The 12,772-nt window shown below is 71.8% G+C and carries 12 protein-coding genes; 4 read left to right on the top strand and 8 right to left on the bottom strand.

What is annotated here, in order from left to right:
- The first annotated feature begins 7 nt into the window (after positions 1 to 7).
- The gene (locus ACQY0Z_RS10290) at positions 8 to 400 is read left to right on the top strand and encodes a VOC family protein (RefSeq protein WP_019527171.1); all 393 of its coding nucleotides are present in this window, start codon (positions 8 to 10) and stop codon (positions 398 to 400) included.
- 554 nt (positions 401 to 954) lie between these two features.
- Here the strand turns inward: ACQY0Z_RS10290 and ACQY0Z_RS10285 are convergent.
- From ACQY0Z_RS10285 to ACQY0Z_RS10270, 4 genes are all read right to left on the bottom strand, one after another.
- Positions 955 to 2,082 (bottom strand): dipeptidase, encoded by a 1,128-nt coding sequence (locus ACQY0Z_RS10285; protein WP_189895862.1) that lies wholly within the window; start codon positions 2,080 to 2,082, stop codon positions 955 to 957.
- Positions 2,083 to 2,207: 125 nt separating this feature from the next.
- Positions 2,208 to 3,386 carry a membrane dipeptidase gene (locus tag ACQY0Z_RS10280; RefSeq protein WP_189895863.1) on the bottom strand — a complete coding sequence of 393 codons (1,179 nt, stop codon included), beginning with the start codon at positions 3,384 to 3,386 and terminating at the stop codon, positions 2,208 to 2,210.
- 14 nt (positions 3,387 to 3,400) lie between these two features.
- A complete protein-coding gene (gene purE, locus ACQY0Z_RS10275; protein ID WP_189895864.1) occupies positions 3,401 to 3,925 on the bottom strand; it encodes a 5-(carboxyamino)imidazole ribonucleotide mutase in 525 nt (174 codons plus the stop codon).
- Positions 3,922 to 5,061, bottom strand: coding sequence for a 5-(carboxyamino)imidazole ribonucleotide synthase (locus ACQY0Z_RS10270; protein WP_189895865.1), 1,140 nt, complete (start codon positions 5,059 to 5,061; stop codon positions 3,922 to 3,924). Before ACQY0Z_RS10270 ends, purE begins: the two co-directional genes overlap by 4 nt.
- A 164-nt stretch (positions 5,062 to 5,225) precedes the next feature.
- Between ACQY0Z_RS10270 and ACQY0Z_RS10265 the strand changes: the two genes are divergently transcribed.
- The gene (locus ACQY0Z_RS10265) at positions 5,226 to 5,720 is read left to right on the top strand and encodes a GtrA family protein (RefSeq protein ID WP_189896444.1); all 495 of its coding nucleotides are present in this window, start codon (positions 5,226 to 5,228) and stop codon (positions 5,718 to 5,720) included.
- A gap of 33 nt (positions 5,721 to 5,753) precedes the next feature.
- Here ACQY0Z_RS10265 and ACQY0Z_RS10260 read toward each other — a convergent pair whose 3' ends face one another.
- On the bottom strand, positions 5,754 to 7,028 hold the full coding sequence (locus ACQY0Z_RS10260) for an ATP-binding protein (protein ID WP_189895866.1): 1,275 nt from the start codon (positions 7,026 to 7,028) through the stop codon (positions 5,754 to 5,756).
- A 35-nt stretch (positions 7,029 to 7,063) separates the two neighbouring features.
- A complete protein-coding gene (locus tag ACQY0Z_RS10255) occupies positions 7,064 to 7,741 on the bottom strand; it encodes a response regulator transcription factor (protein WP_189895867.1) in 678 nt (225 codons plus the stop codon).
- 517 nt (positions 7,742 to 8,258) lie between these two features.
- Here ACQY0Z_RS10255 and ACQY0Z_RS10250 point away from each other — a divergent pair.
- Complete coding sequence (locus tag ACQY0Z_RS10250; RefSeq protein WP_347225165.1) at positions 8,259 to 9,755, top strand: oligopeptide:H+ symporter; 1,497 nt, start codon at positions 8,259 to 8,261, stop codon at positions 9,753 to 9,755.
- A 634-nt stretch (positions 9,756 to 10,389) separates the two neighbouring features.
- Here ACQY0Z_RS10250 and ACQY0Z_RS10245 read toward each other — a convergent pair.
- On the bottom strand, positions 10,390 to 10,956 hold the full coding sequence (locus ACQY0Z_RS10245) for an ATP-binding protein (RefSeq protein WP_189895869.1): 567 nt from the start codon (positions 10,954 to 10,956) through the stop codon (positions 10,390 to 10,392).
- Positions 10,957 to 11,198: 242 nt separating this feature from the next.
- The gene (locus ACQY0Z_RS10240) at positions 11,199 to 11,576 is read right to left on the bottom strand and encodes an STAS domain-containing protein (RefSeq protein ID WP_019522686.1); all 378 of its coding nucleotides are present in this window, start codon (positions 11,574 to 11,576) and stop codon (positions 11,199 to 11,201) included.
- Positions 11,577 to 11,826: 250 nt separating this feature from the next.
- On the opposite strand from ACQY0Z_RS10240, the gene ACQY0Z_RS10235 reads away from it, so the two are divergent.
- Positions 11,827 to 12,741 (top strand): RNA polymerase sigma factor SigF, encoded by a 915-nt coding sequence (locus tag ACQY0Z_RS10235; RefSeq protein WP_026243486.1) that lies wholly within the window; start codon positions 11,827 to 11,829, stop codon positions 12,739 to 12,741.
- Positions 12,742 to 12,772 lie beyond the last annotated feature (31 nt).

Raw genomic sequence — 12,772 nt, 5'->3', positions numbered from 1 at the left:
GGAACCGATGGCCCCCGTGGCACGACTGCGCAGTGTCGTCCTGGACTGCCCCGACCCGAGTGAGCTGGCGGTCTTCTACGCGGCCGTCGCCGGGGGCACGCCCGTGGCGGAGGACGAGGACTGGGTGGTCCTCCAGGTCCCCTCGGGCCCCCGCCTCGCCTTCCAGCGCGCCCCGGGCTTCACCCCGCCGGCCTGGCCGGCCGCCGACCACGACTCGCAGCAGTTCCATCTCGACTTCGACGCGGGCGGTACGTGGGAGGAGGTGGACGCGGCGGAGGAGAAGGTGCTGGCGCTGGGGGCGCGGGTGTTGGACCGGGAGGACTACGAGAAGAAGGACTTCCGCGTCTACGCCGACCCGGCGGGGCATCCGTTCTGCCTGTGCCGCATCGAACAGCCGTGAGCGGCGCCCGGGGTGCGGGAGCGGCGGTGCGCTTCCGACGCCGGGCGCGGGCGGTCCGTGGCCGATCGCGCAGTTCCCCGCGCCCCTGAGGCGTGCTGCCGCCGCCGGCGCCTCCCCCGCAGGGGCAGCGGCACCCGCCAACGCCGGGCGCGGGCAATCCGTGGCCGACCGCGCAGTTCCCCGCGCCCCTGAAGGGTGTTTCCCCCGCCGGCGCCTCCCCCGCAGGGGCAGCGGCACCCGCCAACGCCGGGCGCGGGCAATCCGTGGCCGATCGCGCAGTTCCCCGCGCCCCTGAGGCGTGCCGCTGCGGCGCCCCTGCAAGCGCCCCACCGCCCGGCAGGCCTACTGCCCGCCACAACTGCGGGCAGTCGTGCCTCCCCCAGTGCCTTCAAGGCTCTGGGAAGTACCCCCAGGGCGGCACGGGTGGGCGCAGCGGCACCCTTGCGACGCCGGGTGCGGGACGTCCGTGGCTGGTCGCGCGGTTCCCCGCGCCCCTGAGGGCGCCTCCGCTGACGCGCCCTCAGGGGCAGCGGTACGCGCTTCCGGAGGGCGCGTCAGCCGTCGAGGGCTGTGATCGTCGCCGTCGACGGCTTGCGGCGTTGCTGGGCCGTGTGGGCCGTGAAGGTGGCCGCCCGGAGGACGCGTTGGACGTTGCCCCAGGTCAGGAGGGCCACGTCGGACTCCTCCCAGCCGCGGCGGAGGAGTTCCGCGATCAGGCGGGGATAGCAGGACGGGTCGCGAAGCTCCTGCGGATGCGCGCTGCCCGTGTCGTACGTGCCGGACAGGCCCACGCAGTCCGGGCCGGCGAGGGCACGGACGCGGTCGAGGTGGTCGGCGACGTCGCGGACGGTCGGGCCGGCCTGCTCGGCCGTGAGCGGCACCAGGCACAGCCCCTTCGCCTCCCCCACCGCGGCCAGCAGGTCGTCGGACAGGTTCGCCGGATGCGGACGCAGATCGCGGGCGCCGGAGCGGGTGAAGAGGACCGGCGCCTTGGAGACCACGAGGGCCCGGCGGATCGTGGCGGCGGAGGCGTAGGAGAGGTCGGCGACCATGCCGAGCCGGTTCATCTCCCGCACGACCTCCTCGCCGAAGCGGGTCAGCCCGGCCGGGCCCGCCCAGGAGGTGCCGGCGAGGGTGAGCACCCGGACGCCGAGGGCGTGCAGGGAGCGCAGGACGCTCAGTGAGTCGCCGAGGGCGGGTGCGCCGGCGGGTCCGAACAGCACGGCGACCCGGCCGCAGTTGCGGGCGTCGACGACCTCCCCGGCGGTGCGGGCGGGCCGCAGCCCCGCCTCGTGGGCGGCGACGACCCCCCGCGCCAGGTCCAGCAGCTCCAGGGTCGTGGCGAGCGCCCGTTCGCCGTCGTGGCCGTCGGGCAGGTGCAGCGACCAGAACACCGCGCCGACCTGCCCCTGACGCAGCCGCGGCAGGTCCGCGTCGACGGCGGACTCCCCGAGGTCGAGGTCGTACCAGGGCAGTCCGCGCAGCGTCCACGGCAGGCCGCTGTAGCCGTCGCAGACGGGGTGGGCGGCGAGGACGGCCCGCGCGCGGTCGAGGGGGGCGTCGTCCGGGTCGGAGACGGGCCGGTACTCCTCCGGCCCGACGACCACCGCCTCCTGGGGGTACGGCTCGTCGGCGCGGCCCACCTCGGCGGCGGTGTGCAGGTCGTCCTGGAGATCGGCCATAACGGGGCTCCGTACGTCGTGACCTCGGGCGGTACGGTCACGGTCGCACGGAGCACCCTCAAGCTTCCTGGTGAACGCGGCGTTCGGGGTAAGCGGACGCCCGGCCCCCGCGCCGCGTCCGCCGGTCAGCCGTCCAGCGCCTCGATGGTGGCGTTGGACGGCGCGCGCGTGGCGCGCAGGTCACGGGCCACGTCCTCGGCCGCGCCCAGCACCCGCACCGCGTTCTGCCAGGTCAGCTTGGCGAGGTCGGCGCGGGACCAGCCGCGGTCCAGCAGCTCGGCGATCAGCCGGGGGTAGCCGGAGACGTCGTTCAGCCCGTCGGGGGTGAAGGCCGTGCCGTCGTAGTCGCCGCCGATGCCGATGTGGTCGACGCCGGCGACCTCGCGCATGTGGTCGAGGTGGTCGGCGACCGTGGCCACCGTGGCGACGGGCCGCGGGCGGCTCTCCTCGAAGGCGCGGTGCAGCTTCATCGCCTCGGGGCTGGTGTCGAGGTGGTGGAAGCCGTGCGCGCGCAGGTTCTCGTCGGCGGCAGTCGTCCAGTCCACGGCGGCCTGGAGGACGAACTTCGGCACGAACGTCACCATCGCGACGCCGCCGTTGGCGGGCAGCCGCTCCAGCACGTCGTCGGGGATGTTGCGCGGGTGGTCGCAGACCGCGCGGGCCGAGGAGTGGGAGAAGATCACCGGCGCGGTGCTGGTGTCCAGCGCGTCCCGCATGGTCGTGGCGGCGACGTGGGAGAGGTCGACCAGCATGCCGAGCCGGTTCATCTCCCGCACCACCTCGCGGCCGAACGCGGACAGTCCGCCCACGCCGGGCTCGTCGGTCGCCGAGTCGGCCCACGCCACGTTGAAGTTGTGGGTGAGGGTCAGATAGCGCACCCCGAGCTCGTACAACCCCCGCAGCGTGCCGAGGGAGTCGGCGATGGAGTGGCCGCCCTCCGCGCCCATGAGGGAGGCGATACGGCCCTCCCGGCGCGCGGCCTCCATGTCGGCGGCGGTCAGCGCGGGTGCCAGGTCCCGCGGGTGACGGTCGATCAACTGCCGTACGCAGTCGATCTGTTCCAGCGTGGCCGGCACCGGGTCGGGGGCGTCGGCGCGCACGTACACCGACCAGAACTGCGCGCCGACGCCGCCGGCGCGCAACCGGGGGATGTCGGTGTGCAGATGGGCGGACTGGTCGCCGGCGATGTCGCGGGCGCCGAGGTCGTAGGAGACCTGTTCGCGCAGCGCCCAGGGCAGGTCGTTGTGCCCGTCGACGACGGGGAACTCGGCGAGCAGCGCGCGGGCGTCGTCCAGGGAGGTCATGCCGTCCACCCCGCTCACTTGCCGAAGCCGAAACCGGCGCCGGAACCCTCGGCCTTGGCGCGCAGCCGCTTGCCCTTCTCGGCCGCCTGGTCGTTCAGCTCCTGCTGGAAGTCCCGCATGCGGCCGCGCAGTTCCTCGTCGTGGGCGGCGAGGACACGGGCCGCGAGCAGGCCCGCGTTGCGCGCGCCGGCGACGGAGACGGTGGCGACCGGGACGCCGGCCGGCATCTGCACGATGGACAGCAGCGAGTCCATGCCGTCGAGGTACTTGAGCGGCACGGGCACGCCGATGACGGGCAGCGGGGTCACCGAGGCGAGCATGCCGGGCAGATGGGCGGCGCCGCCCGCGCCCGCGATGATCACCTTGAGCCCGCGGTCCGCGGCCTGCTCGCCGTACGTGATCATCTCGCGGGGCATGCGGTGCGCGGAGACGACGTCGACCTCGTAGGCGATCTCGAACTCGTCGAGGGCCTTGGCCGCCGCCTCCATGACGGGCCAGTCGGAGTCGGACCCCATGACGATGCCAACGACAGGGCTCATTCGGTGATCGTGCCTCTCAGGTAGCCGGCTGCGTGACGGGCGCGCTCCAGCACGTCGTCCAGGTCGTCGCCGTAGGTGTTCACGTGACCGACCTTGCGGCCGGGCTTCACGTCCTTGCCGTACATGTGGATCTTCAGCTGGGGGTCGCGCGCCATGCAGTGCAGGTACGCCGAGTACATGTCCGGGTAGTCGCCGCCGAGGACGTTGACCATGACCGTCCACTTGACGCGCGGGCGCGGGTCGCCGAGCGGGAGGTCGAGGACGGCGCGGACGTGGTTGGCGAACTGCGAGGTGATCGCGCCGTCCTGGCTCCAGTGGCCGGAGTTGTGCGGGCGCATCGCGAGCTCGTTGACGAGGACGCGGCCGTCGCGGGTCTGGAACAGCTCCACCGCGAGGTGGCCGACCACGCCCAGCTCCTTGGCGATGGTCAGGGCCATCTCCTCGGCCTTCAGCGCCAGCTCCTCGTCGAGGTCGGGCGCGGGCGCGATCACGGTGTCGCACACGCCGTTGACCTGCCGCGACTCCACGACCGGGTAGGCGACGGCCTGGCCGTGCGGGGAGCGGACCACGTTGGCGGCCAGCTCGCGCACGAAGTCGACCTTCTCCTCGGCGAGCACGGGCACCCCGGCCTTGAACGGCTCGGCGGCCTCCGCCTCGGAGTCCACGACCCACACGCCCTTGCCGTCGTAGCCGCCGCGCACGGTCTTCAGGACGACGGGGAATCCGTCGCCCTCCGCCGCGAACGCGGCCACATCGGCCGGATCCGACACGATGCGGTGGCGCGGGCAGGGGATGCCGATCGCGTCGAGCTTCGCGCGCATCACACCCTTGTCCTGGGCGTGCACCAGCGCCTCGGGCCCGGGGCGGACGGGCACGCCGTCGGCCTCCAGGGCCCGCAGGTGCTCGGTGGGCACGTGCTCGTGGTCGAAGGTGATCACGTCGCAGCCGCGCGCGAAGTCGCGCAGTGTGTCCAGGTCGCGGTAGTCGCCGACGACGACGTCGCCCACCACCTGGGCCGCGGAATCCTGCGGGGTGTCACTGAGGAGCTTGAACCTGATGCCGAGCGGGATGCCCGCCTCGTGTGTCATACGAGCGAGCTGACCGCCGCCGACCATGCCGACTACCGGGAACGTCACGACCCCAGGGTATCCGCCCACGCCAGGGTGGCCGATTCCCGCCCGTCCCCCGGGACGGACGGGGCACATGGTGCCGGTGCGACGCGTCGTCCGCAGGAAGATCGCGCGTGCGGGTGGTTAGCATGGCGGAGTTGACGCACTCGACCGACGGGAGCCTGTGGGCGATGGAACAAGGTTCCTCGGGGCTTCGACGGCTCTTCCGCGAAGTGGCCAAGTTCGGCGCGGTGGGGGGAGCCGGGGTTCTGGTCAACCTCGGTGTGTTCAACCTGGTCCGTCAGGCGACCGACCTCCAGGTGGTGCGCGCGAGCGTCATCGCCACCGTGGTCGCGATCGTCTTCAACTACGTCGGCTTCCGGTACTTCACCTACCGTGACCGCGACAAGTCCCGCCGCACCCGCGAGATGTCGCTGTTCCTGCTGTTCAGCGTCATCGGCCTGGTGATCGAGAACGGCGTGCTCTACACGGCGACGTACGGTTTCGGCTGGGACAGCTCCCTGCAGAGCAACATCTTCAAGTTCCTCGGCATCGGCATCGCGACCCTGTTCCGCTTCTGGTCCTACCGCTCGTGGGTGTTCCGCGCCCTGCCGGTGCGGGAGGAGCCCGTGGCGGGCGGCGGCTCCACGGTCGCCGGGGAGCGTCCCCGGCAGCGCGTGCCGTAACGGCCCCTTCTCGTCGTCCGGCCGCCGCGCCTCTCAGCGCACCGTCCTGCCGGACTCCTCGCCGGGGTCCTTCCGCGGGGGCGTGCGGGACAGGAACAGGCCGAACACGGGCGGCTTGGCCTGGAGCATCTCCAGACGGCCGCCGTCCGCCTCCGCGAGGTCGCGGGCGACGGCCAGGCCGATCCCGGTGGAGTTGCGGCCGCTGATCGCCCGCTCGAAGATCCGCGACCCCAGTTCGGCGGGCACGCCCGGACCCTCGTCGGTGACCTCCACGACGACCTGGTTGCCGGTGACGCGGGTGCGCAGCGCGACCGTGCCGCCGCCGTGCATCAGCGAGTTCTCGATCAGCGCGGCCAGCACCTGGGCGACCGCGCCCGGGGTGCCCACGGCGCGCAGGTTCCGCTTGCCGGAGGTCACGATGGCCCGGCCGGCGCTGCGGTAGGCGGGGCGCCACTCGGCGAGCTGCTGCTTGATCACCTCGTCGAGGTCGAAGGTGACGGCGGAGCCCGTGCGCGGGTCGCGGGAGTTGGTCAGCAGCCGCTCCACCACGTCCGTCAGCCGCTCCACCTGCGCGAGCGCGATCGTCGCCTCCTCCTTCACCGTGTCCGGGTCGTCGGTCACGGTGATCTCCTCCAGCCGCATCGACAGCGCGGTGAGCGGGGTGCGCAGCTGGTGGGAGGCGTCGGCGGCGAGCCGCCGCTCGGCGGTCAGCATGCGCGCGATGCGCTCGGCGGAGGCGTCCAGCACGTCGGCGACCCGGTCCAGCTCGGGGACGCCGTAGCGACGGTGGCGGGGGCGCGGGTCGCCGGAGCCGAGGCGCTCGGCGGTCTCGGCGAGGTCGGTCAGCGGGGAGGCGAGCCGGTTGGCCTGCCGGATCGCGAGCAGCACGGCCGCGATCACCGCGAGCAGCGCCACGAAACCGATGATCAGCAGGGTGCGGCCGACCTCCTCGGTCACCGAGGAGCGCGGCTCCTGGACGGTGACCGTCTCGCCCTCCTCGCCGGGCGCGGTGGCGCTGATGACGTCGCCGTCCGGCTTGGAGCCGACCTCGATGGGCGGCTTGCCGGGGATCCGTACGACGGCGTACCGGTCGTCGGGCATCTGGTCGCCGATGATCTCGGCGGTCACTTTGTCCTCGACGAGCAGGCGGCTGTCGACGATGCTGGCGAGCCGCACCGCCTCGGACTCCACGCGCTCCTTCGCGGTCTCGGTGATGGTGCGGGTCTCGACGATCACCAGGGAGACCCCGAAGACGGCGATCACGACGAGGACCACGGCGAGCGTGGACTGGATCAGACGGCGGCGCATGTTCTCTTACCCGGTGGCGGAACCCCGGCGGGGGCTCAGCTCTTCTCGAAACGGAAGCCCACGCCGCGCACGGTGGCGATGTAACGGGGGTTGGCCGCGTCGTCGCCGAGCTTCTTGCGCAGCCAGGAGATGTGCATGTCGAGGGTCTTGGTGGAGGACCACCAGGTGGTGTCCCAGACCTCGCGCATCAGCTGGTCGCGGGTGACCACCCGGCCCGCGTCGCGCACCAGCACCCGCAGCAGGTCGAACTCCTTCGCGGTGAGCTGGAGCTCCTCGTCGCCCATCCACGCGCGGTGCGACTCGACGTCGATGCGCACGCCGTGGGTGGCGGGCGGCTGCTGCGGCTCGGCGGCGCCGCGCCGCAGCAGGGCCCGGACCCTGGCCAGCAGCTCGGCCAGGCGGAACGGCTTGGTGACGTAGTCGTCGGCGCCCGCGTCCAGGCCGACGACCGTGTCCACCTCGTCGGCGCGCGCGGTGAGGATCAGCAGGGGGACCGAGTGCCCCTCGGCGCGGAGCCGGCGGGCGACCTCCAGGCCGTCCATCCCCGGCAGCCCGAGGTCCAGCACGACCAGGTCGACGCCGCCCTGCATTCCGGCGTCCAGGGCGCCGGGTCCGTCCTCACGCACCTCGACTTCGTAGCCCTCCCGGCGCAGGGCGCGGGCCAGCGGCTCCGAGATGGACGCGTCGTCCTCGGCGAGCAGTACACGGGTCATGCGGATGATGGTAGACCCGTGGCCCGAGCCGCAGGGGTGTGATCGCCGGGCTCGGTTCTTACCGGCGTCTCACCCGATTCCCACCTCCCGGCCCTCCGATTCGTACCTGCGGGTGCGAGGTGCGATGCTGTGCGGACCTTCGAATAGGCGATCACGGTTCCATCGAAACCTGTGATTCGCGTCTCAAGTCCTTCCATATCCGGCAGTGTCCTGCCGTATGGTGAGTCAACGCCTGTTGCACCACGGGGACCTTTGGCGGCAGTTGACGCTGAGGGTCTCTTTTGTGTGCGGGCCGGCACATGCTGCCGGTCCCTGAAGGAATGACCTGTGGCCGGGCCTTTGCCGCGCGTGGACGCACGGCGGGGGCGTGGATCCCGGTGGTCGCCGTCCGTCGCTCCGTGATCCGGGGCGGCACCCCCCAGGCGTGGGGCGGACGGTACGGCCCGCCGGTGCCGGCCAGCCCCCCACCGGGCGCGTACCCGTCTCGCGCGACGCGTCCCGACAGCAAGGAACGACCATGGCGTCCAGCCTGACGAAGGACTCGGTGACTCCGGGCACCCCCGGTTCCGAGAAGACCTTCTTCGGCCACCCCCGCGGACTGGCCACTCTCTTCATGACCGAGATGTGGGAGCGTTTCTCCTACTACGGCATGAGGGCTCTGCTCCCGCTGTACCTCGTCGCGCCGGGCGGTCTCGGTCTGAGCGCGGGCACCGCCACCGCCATCTACTCGGTGTACCTGTCGCTGGTGTACCTGCTCGCCATGCCCGGCGGCTGGTTCGGCGACCGGGTCTGGGGCCCCCGCAAGACCGTCGCCGTCGCCGGCGGCGTCATCATGCTGGGCCACCTGACGCTGGCCCTGCCCTACTCGGGCACCTTCTACGGCGGTCTCGGCCTCGTCGCGATCGGCTCCGGTCTGCTGAAGGCCAACATCTCCACGATGGTCGGCCAGCTCTACCAGGGCCCGGACGACCCGCGCCGGGACGGCGGCTTCACCGTCTTCTACATGGGCATCAACCTCGGTGCCTTCGCGGCGCCGCTGATCATCGGCACCGTCGGTGAGAGCGTCAACTGGCACCTGGGCTTCGCGCTCGCCGCGCTCGGCATGGGTCTGGGCGTCACGCAGTTCCTGCTGGGCAGCCGCCACCTGGCCGCGCAGTCCAGCGTCGTCCCGAAGCCGCTGTCGGCCGAGGAGAAGGCCTCCACGCTGCGCAAGGCCGCGCTGTGGGCGGGCGTCGCCGTCGTGGCGTACGCGATCGTCGGCTTCTCCGGCCACTACACCCTGAACTGGATCCTGGTCCCGCTGACCCTGCTCGGCGTGATCATCCCGGTGATGGTGCTGGCGCGGATCAAGCGCGACAAGGACCTCGACCGCGCCGAGCAGTCGAAGATGTCCGCGTACATCTGGTTCTTCGTCGCCGCGGCGATCTTCTGGATGATCTACGACCAGGGCGGCTCGACCCTGTCGATCTTCGCCGACTCCTCCGCCGAGAACAGCGTGCTGGGCTGGGACTTCCCGGTCTCCTGGTACCAGTCGGTCAACCCGGTCCTGATCATGGCGCTGGCCCCGGTCTTCGCCTGGATCTGGCTCGCGCTGAACCGGCGCGGCAAGGAGCCGAGCACGATCGTGAAGTTCTCTTCCGGTCTGATGCTGGTCGGCGTCTCGTTCTTCCTGTTCCTGGCCCCGCTGTCGATCGCCGAGGGCGGTCACAAGGCGGCGGCGCTGTGGCTGGTGGCGATCTACTTCACCCAGACCGTCGGCGAGCTGCTGCTCTCCCCGGTGGGCCTGTCGGTCACCACGAAGATGGCGCCCGCGAAGTACGCCTCGCAGATGATGGGCGTCTGGTTCCTCGCGGTCACCGCGGGCGACGCCACGACGGGTCTGCTGTCCATCGCGGGCGTGGACCTCAACAAGACGGGCATCGTCGCCCTGGAGGCGACCCTCGCGGTCGTGGCGGGCTTCGCGATCTGGATGTACCGGAACAAGGTGAAGTCGTTGATGGGGGATGTCCGCTGAGGCGGGCGTAACGCACGCTGAGCTGTACGAAGGGCCCCGGCCGAGAGGCGGTTTCCAGGGGCCCTTCGGGCGTGGGGGCCGCACGCCGGGTCGGCTCGCCGGGGGCTGGTCACGCAGTTCCCCGCGCCCCTGAGGCGGGCTGTCGCCGCGGGCATTCGTGCCTCCCCCACTGCTTTAAAAGCCCGAGAGGTACCCCCAGGGCGGCGCGGGTGGGCGCGGCGGCACCCCTGCAACGCCGGGTGCGGGCCGTCCGTGGCTGAGCGCGCAGTTCCCCGCGCCCCTGAGGCGTGCTGTCGCCGCGGCCCCTTGTGACGCCCCACCGCCGGTGTGGAGCAGTCGTACCGCCTGGCTGCGGGCATTCGTGCCTCCCCCAGTGCCTTAAAAGCCCGGGAGGTACCCCCAGGGCGGCGCGGGTGGGCGCGGCGGCGCCTCGTTGGTGCCGAGGTGCGCAGACTCCCCCCGTCCGGACCAGCACCGGTGCCTGTTGCCTTCAGGGCGCTCAGACGGCGCCGTGGCGGCCTGGGAGCCCCTGAGATGGGTTCCGGGGCGCCCGGAAAGCCGAAGCGGCCTCCAAGGACCCCTCTGCGGGTCCTGGAGGCCGGTGCGTACCGGGTGCCGGAAGGCGACCCGACGTTTACGACGGCGTGCCCAGCTCGGCCCAGACCGTCTTGCCCGCCACATCAGGCAGTCGCTGGACGCCCCAGTCCAGACACAGCCGCTGCACGATGAACATGCCGTGCCCGCCCGGCCGCCCCGCGCGGTGCGGCGTCCGGGGCGACGGCTGCCCCGTCCCCCGGTCGGTGACCTCGAGACGGATCACCTTGCGGTCGCAGGTGATGGTCAGCAGATCCGGCCCCTCCGCGTGCAGGCACGCGTTGGTGACCAGCTCGGACACGACGAGCAGAACGTCCTCGGCGGCTGCCCGCCGGTCCGCGGTCGCGGCCGGCAGCCACCCCCAGTCGTACAGCGCCTGCCGCGTGAAGTCCCGCGCGAGCGGCACGACCCCGCTCTGGTCCTCGAAGCTCAGCCGGCGCACCTGTGCGCCGCCGGGCGGCCGCGGTGGGGACGCCGGGTCGGCGATCGGCGTGGCCACACCGCCGTCCGGGGCGCCTGCGGCCGGTGCAGCGCCCCCGGGCGTCCCGGAAGCGCCGCTGGGCTCCGGACCGCGGTCGCCCGGCGAGTAGGGCCGGGTGGTGCTCATCAGCGCTTCACCTCACCGTGTCACCAGTTCACATTGCAAAATCTTCCGTACTCGGCCGGTCACGCGCGGACGGCCCGAATGGTTCTCGGCACCCTCCCGACCACCGCGTCCGGGACGTACAGGGTGACTCCTGCCCGACCCGTCCGACGGAACACCCCCGTATTCGCACGAAAAGACGCTCCGGGAGCCCCCCGTCGCCGGCGGATGCGTCACGGGCATCCCGCCCGGCCTTCCCGACCGCGTCACGCCGAATCGTCGGCCAGGGCCGCCTCGAGCGTGTCATGGACGGCGAACACCGCGTCCGCCCCCGTGATCTCGAACACGCGCGCAACGACGGGCTGCATGCCCACCAGGGCCACCCCGCCGCCGCCCGCCTCGGCCTTCAGCCGGGCGCCGAGCAGCACGTTCAGCCCCGTGGAGTCACAGAACTCCAGCCGGGAGCAGTCGATGACAAGCCGCTTGAAACCCTTGGCGAGGCAGTCCTCCAGTGGCTCCCGCAACAGATCGGCGGTGTGGTGGTCCAACTCACCCGCCGGGGTCACGACGGCACTGGGGCCCTCTTCTCGCACCTCGACCAGAAGCCGGCCCGACTGTGCGCTGCCGACCGTCCCGCGGTCCATGCCGTCTCTCTCTCCCGAGGTCGTGGCTGTTCCTGACGCTCTCGAACATTACGCCTTCCGGCCACGCATCGACACTCTAACAATCACGCACAAACGGACATAACCGAACAGAACGCACTTGCGGCGGGCTCCGAGCAGCCGGTAGGGCTAGTAAAGACACGTACCCGACACGGCCGGCTTTGGAGGCGCCGCACACCGCAGTGCACGTATTGGCTTCGGCAGCCATATGCCGAGAACGATGGAGGACATCATGTCACCCCGGCTCGACGCATCGCCTACCCATGAAGCGACGTCGACACCCCCTCCGGAACATCTGGATCCCATCGAGCAGGACGACCTGGGAGTCGTCCCGGACGGTCTACTCGCCGGACTCCCGGAGATCCCCCCGTACGACGAGGTGGGCCCGGTCGACGCACGGGCTCTGTCCAAGACCCTGTTCGAGCGCCTCGAGTCGCTCGACGAAGGCAGCCACGACTACTCGTACGTACGCAACACGCTCGTCGAACTGAACCTCGCGCTGGTCAAGTTCGCCGCCTCCCGGTTCCGCTCCCGCAGCGAGCCCATGGAGGACATCATCCAGGTCGGCACCATCGGCCTGATCAAGGCGATCGACCGCTTCGAACACACGCGGGGTGTGGAGTTCCCCACTTTCGCGATGCCGACCATCATCGGCGAGATCAAGCGCTTCTTCCGCGACACCTCGTGGTCCGTGCGCGTACCGCGCCGTCTGCAGGAGCTGCGGCTGGACCTGGCCAAGGCCGGTGACGAACTGGCCCAGCAGCTCGACCGCGCGCCGACGGTGGCCGAACTGGCGGACCGGCTGGGCATCACCACCGACGAGGTCGTCGAGGGCATGGCCGCGTCGAACGCGTACACCGCCTCCTCGCTGGACGCCCAGCCGGAGGAGGACGACGCCGAGGGCGCCCTGGCCGACCGCATCGGTTACGAGGACCACGGGCTCGAAGGCATCGAGTACATCGAGTCGTTGAAGCCGCTGATCGCCGAACTGCCGTCGCGGGACCGGAAGATCCTGTCGCTGCGGTTCGTCGCCGGCATGACCCAGTCGGAGATCGGCGAGGAGCTCGGCATCTCCCAGATGCACGTCTCCCGTCTGCTGTCCCGCACGCTGGTGAAGCTGCGCAAGGGCCTCACGGTCGAGGAGTGATCCCGGCCGCGTGACGTCCGTCCTCCAGAGG

Source organism: Streptomyces sp. P9-2 (genome assembly GCF_051903975.1).
GTDB classification, from domain to species: Bacteria; Actinomycetota; Actinomycetes; order Streptomycetales; family Streptomycetaceae; genus Streptomyces; species Streptomyces cellulosae.
The sequence above is the reverse complement of the archived record's forward strand: the minus strand, read 5'-3'. Positions and strand labels throughout refer to the sequence as shown.